Source organism: Rhodospirillaceae bacterium (genome assembly GCA_016712715.1).
Classification (GTDB): Bacteria; Pseudomonadota; Alphaproteobacteria; order Dongiales; family Dongiaceae; genus Dongia.
In genome coordinates this window covers 699,051-712,980 of sequence record JADJQM010000001.1, presented here as the reverse complement: position 1 = coordinate 712,980, position 13,930 = coordinate 699,051, and the positions used below count along the sequence as shown (strand labels likewise).

Sequence of the window (13,930 nt, the reverse complement as noted above, 5' to 3'; positions counted from 1 at the left end):
ATATCCCCGGGAAACTGACTGGAACTTGGCCTCAAAAAGGAAAAGCCGGCATCGGGGGCGATGCCGGCTTAAGTCGCTTAAGGGGGTCGAGATGGTCTGTAGAAAACGCAGGCGGTGGTTGAACCCGAACCGATCAATCACCGCGACAATGCCACTATAACAGGTGGAAGACGGAAAAAGGATAACCACCCTTCCATCATCGTGTGCGGAAAGTTCGGTAGAGGGGTTATCACCCGCGATTTCTCTCAGCCGATATCGTCAATGACCTGGTCGAGGCTCGCCTTCAGGATCTCGACGACCGTCCCCAACTGCTCCCGCGACGCGATATAGGGCGGCGAGATAATGGCGATATCGCCCGCCTTGCCATCGACGTTTCCACCCACCGGATAGCAGATCAACCCATTGGCAAAGCAGCGATCCCGCAGCCTCTGATAGACCGCGAGCGAGGGTTCGAACGGCGTTTTGCCGGCCCGGTCCTCGACCATCTCGATCGCCCAGAAGAAGCCGCGGCCACGCACATCGCCCACATTCGGATGATCGGCAAAGGCCGCACGCAGGAGGCTTTCCAGATGCTTCCCATCCTCGCGCACCTTCTCGACCAGATGGTCGCACTTGATCACTTTCTGCACGGCAACCGCCGCGGCGCAGGCCAGCGTATGGCCGGTGAAGGTGTGGCCCGTGAGCAGCCCGCCATCCTTGGCGAACATCGGTCCCTTGAGGCGGTCGTGATAGATCGTGCCCCCGATCGGTACGTAGCCGGCGCCTAACCCCTTGGCGACAGTCATGATATCCGGCTCGACGCCATCATGCTCCAGCGCGCGCCAGGTGCCGGTGCGGCCGGCGCCGCACATCACTTCATCGGCGATCATCAGCACGCCATGCCTGTCGCAGATCGCGCGGATGAGCTTGGCATAGCCCGGCGGGGCAGGAACGCAGCCACCGGCCGCTCCCACCACCGGCTCGAACACAAAGGCCGCGACCTTATCGGCCCCGAGTTCCAGGATCTTGTCCTCCAGCTCCTGCGCGCAATAGGCACCGACCGCCACCGGATCGATCGGTTTTCCGGCATTGGCCGCGAGATAGCCCGCCGGCGGGCGGTAGACATTGGCGGGCGAGAGCAGATGCGAGGGCATCAAGGCCCCTTCAAACGCCGCGCGCCTTGCGGCAAAGCCCGAGATCGAGGTCGCCCCCATCGTGTTGCCATGCCACGAGCGCTCTCGGCTGATGAACAGGCGGCGGCTCTTCTGGCCGATGGCGGTCTGGTATTGCAGGGCAATCTTGATCGCCGATTCAATGGCTTCCGAGCCGCTCGAATTAAACGTCATGTTCTTGAGCCCACCGCCGCAGCTCTCGGCCACCATCGCCGTCAATTCCTCCAGCGGATCGCTGGTGAAGGTATAGCGATAGCCATGGGAAATTCGGTCAAGCTGCGCCTTGATGGCCTCGTTCACCTCCGGATGCGCATGACCCAGCGCAAAGACGGCAGGACCTGCCGATCCATCCAGATAGCGTTTGCCGTCGGTGTCGAAGATGTAGCAGCCCTGGCCGTAATCGACCTTCGGCAATTGCCCCGGCTCCCAATCCATCACCTTGTCGCGCTTGGCCGAGGTTGACATTCGATGCTCCGTTTGGCTGCTATGGCCGGCAAAACATTAATGCCCATGGTCATGCCAAGGCGCATGAGCATGAGTCAAGCGAAGTCATGAGGTTAGAAGCAGATGGCGATTCTCTACGCGGCGGAAGCAGAGGAGGCTGCGCAATGGACCGAGGCACTGGCACAGCTCGACACTAGCCTGACTTTCCGCTTCTGGCCCGATTGGGGCGATCCCGCCGAGATCGACTTCGTCATCATCGGCGGCAGGTCGCCGGGCGATCTATCGATCTTTCCCAGGCTCAAGGCAATCCAGTCGACCTGGGCCGGCGTCAATCATCTGCTGCGCTCGCCGGGATTGCCCACCGGCGTGCCCATCGCGCGCATGGTCGATCAGGGCCTGACTGGCAGCATGACCGAATTCGTCGTCTATCAGGTGCTCGACATCATTCGTCAGGGACCCGAACTGCGCGCGGCGCAGAAGGCAGTGACTTGGGCGGAAATCATCGCGCGGCCGGCGCGTGAATTCCGCGTCGGCGTGCTGGGCCTCGGCACATTGGGGTCCGATATCGCTGCCAAGCTCACAGCGCTCGGCTGTCAGATGCGCGGCTGGAGCCGCTCGCCCAAGGAAGCGGGACCAGGAATCAGAACCTTCGCCGGGGCTGAGGCGCTGCCTGATTTCCTCGACCAACTCGACATCCTCATCTGCCTGCTGCCCTTGACGCCGGACACCGAGAACCTGCTGGATGCGAAGATGTTCGCACCCCTTGCCAAGGGTGCCACCTGATCAATGTCGCCCGCGGCGCGCATCTCAATGAAGCCGATCTGCTGTCGGCCTTGGCGAGCGGGCGCCTCGGACGCGCCATCCTCGATGTCTTCCGCGAGGAGCCGCTGCCGGCCGCGCACCCTTTCTGGCGCCATCCGCAGATCACGCTCACCCCCCATGTCGCGGCCATCACGCGGGCGGGCACGGGCGCCAGCGACATCCTTGAGAACTACCACCGCGCCATGGCCGGGGAAGTGCTGCGCAATCAGGTCGACGTCGCGAAAGGATATTGATCCTGTTCAGGGGCTTAACCTCACCTTAACAAGGTTTGCGCCATGCTGCGGGTGGCCCGATTGACCGGGTCTGTCCGGCGTATAGGAGCGGCCCCGATTGGCGATCAGACGGCACCATCTCATCGAAGAGGCCAAGGCGGAACTCGACCTCGCTTATGAAGAAGTGAAGCGGGCAGAGCACGCCGTGATGGAGCTTGAGTTCGAATACAATGAGCGCCTGCGTGATATTCCCCAGAGCAGCCCCGAACAAAGCCTGCTGATTGCTGAGAAAGAGGCCAAGCAGGAGGCCCACACGCTCGATGCGCTCTATGACATGCAGAACGAGGCGGCACAGCGATTCGCCCTGGTGAGCGCTGCCTTTGCCATCGTCAGTTCCGTCCAGGACGAGGACATGTCCCTCGACCTCATCAAGCGCATTCTGTTCCGCCGCGATTTCCTGCGCCGCAACAAGATGGAGGTGGATAAATACATCCGCAGCTTCCATCGCGGCCTGCGCGACTATATGCGCAAGGAAAGCAGTCCTGAGGCAGATTCCGTGGTTCGTAGTTCCTGGATGGAAATCGAACGCATGACGGCGATCCAGGCCAAGGAAGCCAAAGCCGCCTGATCCGGCGCCTCTCGGCGCCAACCCCTGTAAATGCGAATGAGTTGCAAACTATCTCGGGTTGGGCTAGGAACCTGCACATGCGTCGCATTTCCATTCTCAGATCCAAGAGGGGCTAATGACCACACGGCAGAAGATGTTTGCAGGTTCGGCGATTTTGATCGGACTCGGCCTGTTCGCGGCCGGTTGTGCCAACGCCAAGGCACCGGACGAAGCGGCTGTCCTGACGAACTATGCCAATATCGCCGAAGCGATGTTCGGCGATGCCATTTCAACCGCCGAGAACCTGCAGGGCGCGGTCGACAAGCTCATTGCACAGCCGACCGACGCCAATCTCAAGGCCGCGCGCCAGGCCTGGATCGATGCCCGCCCGAGCTATATGCGCACCGAAGTGTTCCGTTTCGGCAATCCCGAAGTCGACGATCTCGAGGGTTTGGTCAACGCATGGCCGCTCGACGAAGGCCTCATCGACTATGTCGATGCCACGTCCTATGGCGCGACCTCAGACAGCAACCCGTTCTACACATTGAATGTGGTTGCCAATAAGGAACTGCAGATCGGCGCCGACAAGGTTGATGCGACGGTCATCGACAAGAAGCTGCTGCAGTCGCTGCAGGAAGTGGGCGAGAACGAGGCCAATGTCGCCATCGGCTACCACGCCATCGAGTTCCTGCTCTGGGGCCAGGATCTCAACGGCACCGGTCCGGGCGCCGGCAACCGCCCGGCCACGGATTTCGATACCGCCAACTGCACCAATGGCAATTGCGACCGCCGCGCCGCCTACCTCAAGGCAGCGACCGAATTGTTGATCGATGATCTTGGTCAGATGCATGCCATCTGGACCGAAGGCGGCGCTGCCCGCCAGCGTCTGTTGTCGGGCGACAAGAAGGAAGGCATTGCCGGCATCCTCACCGGCCTTGGCAGCCTCTCTTACGGCGAACTCGCCGGCGAGCGCACCAAGCTCGGCCTGATGCTGCATGATCCGGAAGAGGAGCATGACTGCTTCAGCGACAATACCCATAACTCGCACTTTTACGACCAGGTCGGCATGGTCGATATCTACAATGGCAGCTATACCCGCCTCGACGGTACGGTTGTGACCGGCGCCAGCGTCAAGGATCTGGTGGCGGCCAAGGATGCAGCGGTCAATGACCGGGTCGTGGCGGCTCTAGCCGATACCAGCAAGGCGATGCAGGTGCTGAAGGACACCGCCGACAGTGGCGGGCAAGCCTATGACCAGATGATCGGCCCAGACAATGCGGCCGGCAACAAGATCGTCGACGACGTCGTGACCGGCCTGGTCGGCCAGGCCCGCGCAGTCGAGGCGGCCGTTGCGGCACTTGGTCTCAAGATCACGGTCGAAGGGTCGGACAGCCTCGACAACCCCACTGCCGTGGGTCAGTAATGATCCACGAGATCGCGGCGGGGCGTCTCATGCCCCGGCGCGGTCACAGGATGGATCTTGCTGGATATGCCTAAAAAACAGGGTCATTTGCCCATCAACCGCCGCCGAGCGATCCTGTCGCTCGGCGGCGTCGTTCTTGGAGCCGGCGTCGGACACTTTGCCGCACGCTCGTTGGCCGAGGGCGGCAAGGGCGCCAACCAGACCTATCCGGTGGCCCCCGAGATGCCGGCCGGCGTGCAGCCTAAAGCGGTGACGCTGACGGCCAAGGCGCGCAAGCGCCAACTGAAGCCTGCGCCGATCCCGCCCAACGATATCTACGATTACGCCGATGGCGACGGCCCCACCGTCATTCGCCTGAAGCAGGGCGATTGGCTGGAGGCGAGGCTCGTCAACCAGATCAAGGAACACACCACCATTCACTGGCATGGCATCCGATTGCCGGTGGCGATGGATGGTGTACCCTATCTCACGCAGCCCCCTGTGCTGCCCGGTGAGAGCTTCACCTATCGCTTCCAGCCGCCGGACACAGGCACCTTCTTCTTCCACCCGCATTGCAACACTGTCGAGCAACTGGGCCGCGGTCTTGCCGGTGTGCTGGTGGTGGAAGGCGACGAGACGCGTCCCCATGATCATGACCTGGTCTGCGCCTATCGCGACTGGCGCATCGACGATGGCGGCAAATTCACGCCGATGATCACTCCGGAAGGCGCTGCCAAGGCCGGCACCTTCGGCCAGCACCGCACCATCAACGACCAGGAGCATCCGGTCTTCCAGGTGCCGGCCGGTGGCGATATCCGGATCCGCTTCCTCAATCTCGACATGGCGCGGGTGATCGACCTGGGTGTCACCGGCACGGAGGCCTGGGTGATCGCGACCGACGGCAATCCCCTGCCGCCGCTGAAGCTGAAGAGCTGGCGCATGGGACCGGCGATGCGCGCCGATCTTTCCCTGCGCGCGCCGGCCACGCCCGGCACACGGATCCAGTTGGTGAACTACTACGCCGCCCAGCCGATCGTGATGGCCGAGCTGGAGGCGGTCGGCCCGGCCCTGCAGCGCCCGGAATTCGTACCGGCGCCACTCAAGCCGTCGGCAATTCCGGAACCGCTTCTCGCGGGCGCGGAAACCTTCCAACTGCGCCTCAGCGCCAGCTCTACGCCGGCCGATCTGCCGCCGGACCTGGTGCTGCCTGACGGATCTGTGCTGCGCTATGCCGATGCGCTCTGCCTGCCACCCAATACCTTCTGGGCGCTTAACGGCCAGCCCTGGCCCAGCCAGTCCCTCGAAGTGCTGCCGCCGCCTCTGGTGACCTTCCGGCGCGGCCGCACTTATGTCGTCGAATTGATCAACCAGACCCCGCATATCCACCCGGTCCATCTCCACGGCCATACGTTCAAGGTGCTATCCTCCAGCAAAGGCGATATCGTGCCGCATTTCGCCGACACCACCCTCGTGGCACCCAAGGAGCGGGTGAAGATCGCGCTGGTGGCGGACAATCCGGGGGATTGGATGATTCACTGCCATATCATTGAGCATCAGGACACCGGCATGATGGGGATCTTCCGTGTGGCGTAACCGCTTTGCTCTCGCTGTCACAATCCCGGCACTCTTCGTTGTCGTTGTCGGCAGCACCATCGCCGGGGCCGAGGATACCCACAAGCACACGCCCACCGTGCAAGTCATCCGCGACCCGGCGCTGAGTGATGATGCAGTGGCGCGGATGGAAAACGTCATCGGCCAGTCGATCTTCGAGCGAATCTGGGTGTCGGCGCCATCCTCGACCGAGGCTGCCGATGGGCTGGGGCCGATGTTCAACGCCCGCTCCTGTGTTGCCTGTCATCCCGGCGGTGCGCGCGGCAGCGTGCTGAACAAGGATGGTTCGCTAGGCCCCTCCTTACTGGTGCGGCTCGGCCACAAGGAAAGTGGCGCGCCCGATCCGATCTATGGCAACCAGTTGCAGACCGATGCTGCGCGCGGTGTCCCCGCCGAAGGCACATTCTCGGTTGACTATGCGCTGCTCGAAACAAAGCTCGGCGATGGTACCGTGGTGGAACTGCGTCGTCCGGTCGTGACGCTTGCAGGTCTTGCCGATGGCCCGCTCGATGCCAACACCGTGACCGGCCTGCGCCTCGCACCGGCCATCCATGGCATGGGGCCGCTCGACAGCATTCCGGCCGAATTGATCACGACCGCTGCCGATCCTGACGACCAGGACGCGAATGGAATCTCCGGCCGGGTGAACTGGATCGATGAGCAGGCGGGGACCTTCGGCCGATTCGGCTGGAAGGCCGTGCAGCCGACCATGGAAGCGCAGAACGCCCATGCCTTCCTGGCCGATATGGGGCTCTCCACGCCACTCTTCCCCGATGCCTATGGCGAATGCACGGCGCGCCAGACCATCTGCCGAGCGGCTCCTAGCGGGGCTTCGTCGCAGTTCGAGGACCTTGAGGTGTCCAGCACGCTGATGAAGGTGCTCGACCGCTATGTTGGCGAATCCGTCCTGCCCAATGGTCCGGAGCCGACAGCATCGGCCGAGACGATTGCGAAGGGGCGCGCGCTGTTCGCGGAGGCCGGCTGCGTGGCTTGTCACAAGGCAAGCTACGATATCGTCTGGCCTGCGGGAGCAGCGAAGACACGGCACATCGCACCCTATAGTGACCTGCTGCTCCATGACATGGGCGACGGACTTGCCGAGCAGGTGATCGAGGGCAAGGCTTTAGGCGCCGAATGGCGCACAGCGCCGCTCTGGGGCCTGCGCTGGGCGGTTGGCGGTGAGGGGAACGCCTCCTTGCTGCATGATGGCCGCGCCCGCAACCTCCTTGAAGCGATCCTTTGGCATGGGGGCGAAGCGCTCTCCGCCCGCGACCATGTGGCGGCGCTCTCGGCCGACGACCGGCAGGCGCTGATTTCCTTTTTGTCCAGTTTGTGAAGGCGTGACATGACCGACAAACCCAATGACAAGATCACGCGGCGCCAGACACTGGCCGCCATGATCGCGGCCAGCATGGTGCCAGCCTTGGCGCGCCAGGCGCGCGCGGCGACACCGGATTTCGGCGCGTTCAATGCCGGCTACGCCAAGAACATCGTGCTGCCGGCCTTCACCAGTCTGCGCAAGGCCTGCGCCGTTTGGGCCAAGGATGCGGCGGATCTGGAGAAAGCGCCGTCGGCTGCCAAGCTCGACATTGCGGGGAAAGGGTTTGCCCCGGTTTCCGACGCGTGGATGCGCGCGCAGCAGTTCCGTCTCGGCCCCCTCTCGGAAGGTCAGCGGGCAGAGCGTTTCGCTTATTGGCCGGAGCGGCGGAACGTGGTTGCAAAGCAACTGGCCGCGCTGGTGGCCAGCAACGATCCGGCGGAGCTTGAACCCAAGCGCTTCGCCGAAGCCAGCGTCGCCATTCAAGGCCTGCCGGCGCTCGAACGTCTGCTCTACGGCGACGAGAAGGCTGCCAATCCCGTCGATGACTTCTTCCTGGGCCCGAAGGCCGCGCGTCGTGCGCGATTTTACGTGCCATTACCGCCAATCTCCTGGCGATTGCGGAAGAGTGCGAAGCTGCCTGGACGGCTGTCGTGGGTGATCCGGCGAAGGCGGCCACACCTTTTGCCGCCAACGCGGTCGAGGCCACGACGCAGTTCTATACCAATCTCCTCACCATGCTGCAGATCGTGGCCGAGCAGAAAATCGGCGCGCCGCTGGGTGCCGATATCGCCTCGCAGAACCCGAAGGCCGCCGAGCAATGGCGATCTTCCAGATCGGGACGGAACATCAACCTCAACCTTGCGACCGCGCAGAACTCGTTCCATGGAGTGGGCGGATCCGCGACCTTGCTCAGGCCCGATCATGCTGATCTCGTCGCTGAGGTTGAGAAGGCCTTCGTCGATGTTCTCGACGCACCAGGCGTTTCATTCGGGGCGAAGGCACCGAACGAGCATTGTCAGCTGCTGGATGAATTGAAGCTTGAAGGGGTCATCATTGAAGGTTGTTCGCCGCAGATCTCCGATGAAGATCGGCGCAAGAATGCGACGGATCTCATCGTGAAGATCAACCATTTGCGCGATATCCTGCGCCAGAAGGTGCCGCCGGCGACCGGGATCACCCTGGGCTTCAATGAGCTGGATGGGGACGGCTCTTGATCGATCTATCCATGACGATTGGTTAAAGAGGGCCGGCATTATGCGCAGCCCAATCCATCTCGCGGCTTGCGGCATGAACAACGCGTTCGCAGCGGTTGCCCTGGCGGCTGACGGTGTCGAGATGTGGCGACGCGACCTCGGCTACCGCGCGCATGACGTCATCGCCGATCCGGCGAGGAATGTTTGCGCCATCGTCGGGCGCAAGCCGGGGCCGATGGTGATGATCTGCGAGCTTGGGAGCGGTGCCCTGTTGCGCGGGCTCAGTCCCTTGCCGAACTGCAGCTTCGATGGCCATGGCGTGTTCTCGACCGATGGCAGCCTGCTTTACACGACGCAAAGCGAGGGCAGGGCGCAGCTCGGCCATATCGGCGTTTATGAGGTTGCGAGCGGCGCCTTGCGTGACAGCTTCTCTACCCATGGCATCGAGCCCCACGAATTGCTGTGGTCGGCGGATGGCCGCGACCTCGTCATCGGCAATGGCGGGATCGTCGATCGCAACGCAACCGATCCCATCAACTCCAGTCTGGTGCGCCTTGCGGCGTCAACCGGCGCACTGCAGCAAAAGACCGTGCTGAATGAGGAACTGGAAACCCTCTCGCTGCGTCATCTGGCGCGGCTCCGGGATGGGCGCATCGCCTTCGGTGCCCAGGACCAGGACCCAGCCACCGACCTCCGCCCCCTGGTGGGCATCATCGACGCGGCGGGGCAGGTGGTGTTCCTGGACCTGCCGCGCGATGTGCATCGGCGCATGGCGGGTTATATCGGCAGCGTGGCCGTCGACGGTGCAGGCGCGGTGATCTGTGCGACCGCACCGCGCGGTGGGCTCGCTGCGTTCTGGTCTGGCGATGACGGTAGCTATCTTGGCATGGTCGAACTTGCCGATACCTGCGGCGTTGCCGGTGTTGGGGCCGCCGGCGAATTTCTGCTCACCTCCGGCCATGGCAGGCGGTTGCTGGTTCGCGTGGCGGGGGCTGCCGTGATGGTCGCCGAAGCGCGTCCCGTCGATCCGCTGCAGTGGGATAATCATCTATCGTTTGCCCGCGCCGGCTGATTTCCATGCAGATCCTGGAAACCGACCGCGTCATTCTGCGGCGTCTCGAACCGGGTGATCTCGACGCCCTTGCGGCACTCTACGCCGATCCCGATATTCGCCGCTACTTCCCCGAAGGCACGCTGACCCGCGCCGAGACGGCCGAAGAGTTGGCCTGGTTCACTGGTGGCGGCGATCCAGATCATCCGGCGCTGGGCCTGTGGGCGGCAATCGACAAAGGGAACCAGTCTTTCATCGGCCGCGCCGGTCTGATCCCCTGGGAGATTGATGGAAAGACCCAGATCGAGATCGCCTATCTGCTGGCGAAATCACATTGGCGCCAGGGCCTGGGGGCCGAGATCGCCACGGCGCTTGTGCGCCATGGCTTCGGCACGTTGGGTCTGACGCGCCTCATTGCCTTGATCGATCCGCAGAACGAGGCGTCCCGGCGCACGGCCCTCAAAGCCGGGCTGCGCCATGAACGCGATATGGTCCATGACGGAACGCCGTGCAGCCTCTACGCCATCAAGCGATGATGGCCGGTGAGTACCGCTCGGAGCTATTCTTGCGCTTGGTCGCGCAAGGCCGCCATGCGGGCCAGCATCATGGTGATGTGGTTGCGGCGGATATAGCCCACGGCTTCGAAATCGTTGATCTCGAGGGCGCGCTGCGTCTCCTCGACCTCGTGCAGGAAATGAGTCACCTCGGCGCGCATGTCGGCCTCGCTCATCCAGCCGAACCAGAAGCGATCGGTCTGGTGATAGAGGATCTCGATGAAGTCGCGCAGCATGCGCGAGCCGATGACATTGTTGACGAGGTTATGGAAGCGCTCGCACAGCTCGGAGAATTCGTTGAGCGGCATGGCGCCGCGCCGGTTGAGCAGCGCCTTGACCCTGCCGTGCAGCGCCTGAGATTGGCCATGTCCTGCGGTGACGGCGGGCGCGGTGATGTATGGCCGATCATGGCGGCCAGCTGGCAGCGCAGATAGTAGGCCTGGTCGATCTCGGCGCGGTCGAGGTCGGTCACGGTGACGCCGACACCGTTCTTGATGCTGACCAGACCGTCGGTGGCCAGGCGCTGCAGGGCCTGGCGTACCGGCGTGCGGCTGAGGCCGAATTCGTTGGCAAGGTCGGATTCGCTGAGACGCATCCCCGGCGGATGGGTGCGGGTGGCGATGCGCTGGCGGAGCTGCTCATAGATCTGGGCCGGGGACACGCTGGCGCGCGCCTGGACGCTGGCATTGGCAGGGGTATGGCTCCCGCTATTGCCCGCCGGCTTGCTGCCTTTTCGCCTGCTGGTTTCGGATTTTGCCATGGAATCGGCCGGCCCTATCTGGAAATGGAAGGCGTGACGTCCTGTCTATAGCGCCGGTGGGGCCTGTCAATACCAGGCTGTATATAGCCCGGTCTGGACCTGCGGTGTTTTGCTTCCTGGATTTGGGTTGCGAAAGGCGGTCATACTGACGATCGATCATTGGGGGTAGATATCAAACGATGGACGATCATGTCGCTGGCATACTCGCCAAGGCGGAGCACCCGGTGCTCAAGCGGGTCGTCGCTCTCTGGGACGCCAAGCGGGGAGGACGCCGGTTGCCGTTGCGCGCCGATATCGATCCAACCGAGATGCCCTATGCCCTGGGCGATCTCAGCCTGTTCGATGTGGTGGAAAACCCACGGCGCTTCTGGTGCCGCCTGGACGGCACCAGACAGGTCGAGCTGTTCGGCGTCGATTGCACGAGGCGCTATCTCGACGAGTGTTTTCCGCCTGACTACTACGCCATGGCCCATGCCAGTTTCAGCACCACGATAGATGAGGGACGGCCTGGTTATTACCAGCGGCAGATTCCCTATGCCGGCCGTTTCATTCGCTATGAAGCGGCCATGCTGCCGCTGTCGCGCTCGGGCGACAGGGCCGACATGCTGATGGTGGCCCTGACCCCGCATTGGGACTGATCGTCCCGGCCGGGACTGTGCGCCGTATCACGCCCAAATTGTGTCCCCGGTCACTGCGGAAATCCGCGGGATCGCCTAATTCTTTCAGCAACGGGGCCGGTCATGGCGACCTGGTGACCCAAAGCTGAAATCGGTTGGGAAAGGGATCAGATCATGAAACGCATTCTTCTGCTGGCTGCGACGCTGACGGTTCTGAGCACCGGTGCTTTTGCCCCCAGTGTTTTTGCTCAGGGCAATTACAACCAGGATCTGGCCGAGTGCCAGGCCTATGCCAACCAGGTGAGCCCGGTCCAGGATGCGGCCGTGGGCGCCCTCGGTGGCGCGGCCGGCGGTGCGGCCCTGGGCGCCCTCTCGGGTGCGCTGTTCAAGGGTGTCAGTGTCGGCGAAGGCGCTGCGGTCGGTGCTGCCGCGGGCGGCGTCCTGGGCCTGGCCGGCGGTGCCTATACCGGCACCCAGAACCAGAAACAGGTGCTCAACAACTGCATGCGTGGGCGCGGCTACAGCACCTACTACTAAAAGGCCCTGCTTAAGGCCCCGGGACCCGGCCGCTCACTTAAAATTGAGTGTTCGGGAGGGCAGGGAAACGATCTATAATACGTGTGATTTATGGTTATCCGGCTCTCCCCGGTCACGCAGGCCGGCCGCCGGAATGAGAAGCAAGAAAGGGACTTAACATGAAGCGGATTGTGGCGGCGGTTTTGACGGCATCGATGCTGGCGGCGTGTTCCAGCTACAGCCAGCCGATGGTTGACACCAAGGGCGTCGATTCGTCGCGCTATTCCCAGGATAATTACGAGTGCGAGCAATACGCCAACCAGGTCAGCCCGGTGGGTGATGCCGCTGTGGGCGCCCTGGGTGGCGCGGCAGCGGGCGCGGCACTTGGCGCCATCACCGGTGCCCTGGTGGGCGGCGTCAGCGCCGGCACGGGTGCTGCGGTGGGCGCTGCCGGCGGCGGTGCCCTGGGTCTTGGCGGCGGCGCGGTCACGGGTGTCCAGAACCAGCGCGAGGTCTATCGCCGCTGCATGGCCGGCCGTGGCTATAACGTCCTGAACTGACACGGCGTTTTTGAAGAAACCCCGCTTCCGGACAACCGGTCGCGGGGTTTTTTTGTGACGATTGCCGCAGCCGGCGCTTTTTTGTTGCGAAGCGAGCCGATTGGTCTTTATTTGCAGTGCAGCATAAACGGGCCCAGCGGGGCGCGTCAGCCTGAAAGAGACCAAAATGGATATCAACAAGATCAAGATCGGCGAGAACCCGCCCTACGACATTAACGCCGTCATCGAGATTCCCCTCGGTGGCACCCCGGTGAAATACGAGCTCGACAAGGAATCCGGCGCGATGTTCGTCGACCGGTTCCTCTATACGGCGATGTTCTATCCCGGCAATTACGGCTTCATCCCGCACACTTTGGGCGGCGATGGCGATCCGCTCGACATCATGGTCCTGGGGCCGACCCCGGTCGTTCCCGGCGCCATTGTCCGCTCGCGCCCGGTGGGCTGCCTGATGATGGAAGACGAAGCCGGCGGCGACGAAAAGATCATCGCCGTGCCGGTCGACAAGCTGCATCCGTTCTATTCCAACGTCAGCTCGTACCGTGACCTGCCCGAGGTCCTGCGCGACCAGGTCCAGCATTTCTTCAGCCATTACAAGGACCTGGAGAAGGGCAAGTGGGTCAAGTTCTCGCGCTGGGCGGAGACCGAGGAAGCAGTCAACATCATTCGGAAGGCGATCGAAGACGGCAAGAAGCCGAGCCACAAATAAAGCGCAATAAATGCAATAAATGTTGCGCAATACGCGCATTTTTATTGCGTAATTCTTGACTTTATCGAACCCCTATGCTTTAAGGGAGATGCGTGGTTTTTCTGGAATCTTCCAGCGCCGCATCCCTTTTTCAGGAGAAACGGGATCGCTGGCTTCGCGGAAGGTGATCCCGTCCACCTCAAGCAGGAGGGTGCGTAAAAAACATGACTCCACCGGCGATAAGATCGCACAATCTGACACTGACAGCAGATTGAGCACTCAGTCCTCAACCTGAGATCCAGGGATTCCGACGGGTTCTTGAGGAACCTTAGGGGTGGCGTGCGACGCGGGGGTTCTCTCCAGATCCCGCTCATCCCAGCTAGATCCCTGCGACACACACAAAGAACGAGACCCGCCGGGCCAA

At 62.6% G+C, this 13,930-nt stretch carries 18 protein-coding genes; 15 read left to right on the top strand and 3 right to left on the bottom strand.

What is annotated here, in order from left to right:
* Positions 1 to 245: 245 nt before the first annotated feature.
* Positions 246 to 1,586 carry an aspartate aminotransferase family protein gene (locus IPK59_03555; GenBank protein MBK8157893.1) on the bottom strand — a complete coding sequence of 447 codons (1,341 nt, stop codon included), beginning with the start codon at positions 1,584 to 1,586 and terminating at the stop codon, positions 246 to 248.
* A 132-nt stretch (positions 1,587 to 1,718) separates the two neighbouring features.
* Between IPK59_03555 and IPK59_03550 the strand changes: the two genes are divergently transcribed.
* From IPK59_03550 to IPK59_03505, 10 genes are all read left to right on the top strand, one after another.
* Positions 1,719 to 2,378 (top strand): glyoxylate/hydroxypyruvate reductase A, encoded by a 660-nt coding sequence (locus IPK59_03550; GenBank protein MBK8157892.1) that lies wholly within the window; start codon positions 1,719 to 1,721, stop codon positions 2,376 to 2,378.
* Complete coding sequence (locus IPK59_03545) at positions 2,297 to 2,650, top strand: hypothetical protein (protein MBK8157891.1); 354 nt, start codon at positions 2,297 to 2,299, stop codon at positions 2,648 to 2,650. Before IPK59_03550 ends, IPK59_03545 begins: the two co-directional genes overlap by 82 nt.
* Positions 2,651 to 2,747: 97 nt before the next feature.
* Entirely contained in the window at positions 2,748 to 3,257 is a 510-nt protein-coding gene (locus tag IPK59_03540) for a hypothetical protein (protein ID MBK8157890.1), read from the top strand.
* A gap of 115 nt (positions 3,258 to 3,372) precedes the next feature.
* Positions 3,373 to 4,659 carry a peptidase gene (locus IPK59_03535; protein MBK8157889.1) on the top strand — a complete coding sequence of 429 codons (1,287 nt, stop codon included), beginning with the start codon at positions 3,373 to 3,375 and terminating at the stop codon, positions 4,657 to 4,659.
* 66 nt (positions 4,660 to 4,725) lie between these two features.
* Positions 4,726 to 6,231, top strand: coding sequence for a multicopper oxidase family protein (locus IPK59_03530; protein MBK8157888.1), 1,506 nt, complete (start codon positions 4,726 to 4,728; stop codon positions 6,229 to 6,231).
* Positions 6,221 to 7,585: a c-type cytochrome gene (locus IPK59_03525; protein ID MBK8157887.1), complete on the top strand. Its 1,365-nt coding sequence runs from the start codon at positions 6,221 to 6,223 to the stop codon at positions 7,583 to 7,585. The genes IPK59_03530 and IPK59_03525 overlap by 11 nt, the downstream gene beginning before the upstream one ends.
* A 60-nt stretch (positions 7,586 to 7,645) precedes the next feature.
* Positions 7,646 to 8,605: a hypothetical protein gene (locus IPK59_03520; protein ID MBK8157886.1), complete on the top strand. Its 960-nt coding sequence runs from the start codon at positions 7,646 to 7,648 to the stop codon at positions 8,603 to 8,605.
* The gene (locus IPK59_03515) at positions 8,602 to 8,784 is read left to right on the top strand and encodes a hypothetical protein (protein MBK8157885.1); all 183 of its coding nucleotides are present in this window, start codon (positions 8,602 to 8,604) and stop codon (positions 8,782 to 8,784) included. The genes IPK59_03520 and IPK59_03515 overlap by 4 nt, the downstream gene beginning before the upstream one ends.
* A 73-nt stretch (positions 8,785 to 8,857) precedes the next feature.
* Complete coding sequence (locus tag IPK59_03510; protein MBK8157884.1) at positions 8,858 to 9,835, top strand: DUF1513 domain-containing protein; 978 nt, start codon at positions 8,858 to 8,860, stop codon at positions 9,833 to 9,835.
* A gap of 5 nt (positions 9,836 to 9,840) precedes the next feature.
* Positions 9,841 to 10,350, top strand: a complete 510-nt coding sequence (locus IPK59_03505) for a GNAT family N-acetyltransferase (GenBank protein MBK8157883.1) — start codon at positions 9,841 to 9,843, stop codon at positions 10,348 to 10,350.
* A gap of 23 nt (positions 10,351 to 10,373) precedes the next feature.
* On the opposite strand, the gene IPK59_03500 is transcribed toward IPK59_03505, so the two are convergent.
* Positions 10,374 to 10,676 carry an FCD domain-containing protein gene (locus IPK59_03500; protein ID MBK8157882.1) on the bottom strand — a complete coding sequence of 101 codons (303 nt, stop codon included), beginning with the start codon at positions 10,674 to 10,676 and terminating at the stop codon, positions 10,374 to 10,376.
* Between the two features lie 89 nt (positions 10,677 to 10,765).
* On the opposite strand from IPK59_03500, the gene IPK59_03495 reads away from it, so the two are divergent.
* The 5 genes from IPK59_03495 to ppa all read left to right on the top strand — a co-directional run bounded on the left by IPK59_03495 (position 10,766) and on the right by ppa (position 13,527).
* Positions 10,766 to 11,179, top strand: a complete 414-nt coding sequence (locus IPK59_03495) for a hypothetical protein (protein MBK8157881.1) — start codon at positions 10,766 to 10,768, stop codon at positions 11,177 to 11,179.
* 128 nt (positions 11,180 to 11,307) lie between these two features.
* Positions 11,308 to 11,766 carry a PAS domain-containing protein gene (locus IPK59_03490; protein MBK8157880.1) on the top strand — a complete coding sequence of 153 codons (459 nt, stop codon included), beginning with the start codon at positions 11,308 to 11,310 and terminating at the stop codon, positions 11,764 to 11,766.
* Between the two features lie 153 nt (positions 11,767 to 11,919).
* Positions 11,920 to 12,282, top strand: a complete 363-nt coding sequence (locus tag IPK59_03485) for a hypothetical protein (GenBank protein ID MBK8157879.1) — start codon at positions 11,920 to 11,922, stop codon at positions 12,280 to 12,282.
* Positions 12,283 to 12,440: 158 nt separating this feature from the next.
* Positions 12,441 to 12,821 carry a glycine zipper family protein gene (locus IPK59_03480; GenBank protein MBK8157878.1) on the top strand — a complete coding sequence of 127 codons (381 nt, stop codon included), beginning with the start codon at positions 12,441 to 12,443 and terminating at the stop codon, positions 12,819 to 12,821.
* Between the two features lie 166 nt (positions 12,822 to 12,987).
* Entirely contained in the window at positions 12,988 to 13,527 is a 540-nt protein-coding gene (gene ppa / locus IPK59_03475; GenBank protein ID MBK8157877.1) for an inorganic diphosphatase, read from the top strand.
* Positions 13,528 to 13,599: 72 nt separating this feature from the next.
* Here the strand turns inward: ppa and IPK59_03470 are convergent, their stop codons facing one another.
* Positions 13,600 to 13,785 (bottom strand): hypothetical protein, encoded by a 186-nt coding sequence (locus tag IPK59_03470; GenBank protein ID MBK8157876.1) that lies wholly within the window; start codon positions 13,783 to 13,785, stop codon positions 13,600 to 13,602.
* Positions 13,786 to 13,930: the final 145 nt, after the last annotated feature.

Bases quoted from the DNA above. Each gene is read 5' to 3' on its own strand.
- IPK59_03555 (MBK8157893.1), bottom strand. From the start codon at position 1,586: ATGGATTGGGAGCCGGGGCAATTGCCGAAGGTCGATTACGGCCAGGGC.
- IPK59_03550 (MBK8157892.1), top strand. From the start codon at position 1,719: ATGGCGATTCTCTACGCGGCGGAAGCAGAGGAGGCTGCGCAATGGACC.
- IPK59_03535 (MBK8157889.1), top strand. From the start codon at position 3,373: ATGACCACACGGCAGAAGATGTTTGCAGGTTCGGCGATTTTGATCGGA.
- IPK59_03530 (MBK8157888.1), top strand. From the start codon at position 4,726: ATGCCTAAAAAACAGGGTCATTTGCCCATCAACCGCCGCCGAGCGATC.
- IPK59_03520 (MBK8157886.1), top strand. From the start codon at position 7,646: ATGATCGCGGCCAGCATGGTGCCAGCCTTGGCGCGCCAGGCGCGCGCG.
- IPK59_03510 (MBK8157884.1), top strand. From the start codon at position 8,858: ATGAACAACGCGTTCGCAGCGGTTGCCCTGGCGGCTGACGGTGTCGAG.
- IPK59_03505 (MBK8157883.1), top strand. From the start codon at position 9,841: ATGCAGATCCTGGAAACCGACCGCGTCATTCTGCGGCGTCTCGAACCG.
- IPK59_03500 (MBK8157882.1), bottom strand. From the start codon at position 10,676: ATGCCGCTCAACGAATTCTCCGAGCTGTGCGAGCGCTTCCATAACCTC.
- IPK59_03495 (MBK8157881.1), top strand. From the start codon at position 10,766: ATGGCCGATCATGGCGGCCAGCTGGCAGCGCAGATAGTAGGCCTGGTC.
- IPK59_03490 (MBK8157880.1), top strand. From the start codon at position 11,308: ATGGACGATCATGTCGCTGGCATACTCGCCAAGGCGGAGCACCCGGTG.
- IPK59_03485 (MBK8157879.1), top strand. From the start codon at position 11,920: ATGAAACGCATTCTTCTGCTGGCTGCGACGCTGACGGTTCTGAGCACC.
- IPK59_03480 (MBK8157878.1), top strand. From the start codon at position 12,441: ATGAAGCGGATTGTGGCGGCGGTTTTGACGGCATCGATGCTGGCGGCG.
- ppa (MBK8157877.1), top strand. From the start codon at position 12,988: ATGGATATCAACAAGATCAAGATCGGCGAGAACCCGCCCTACGACATT.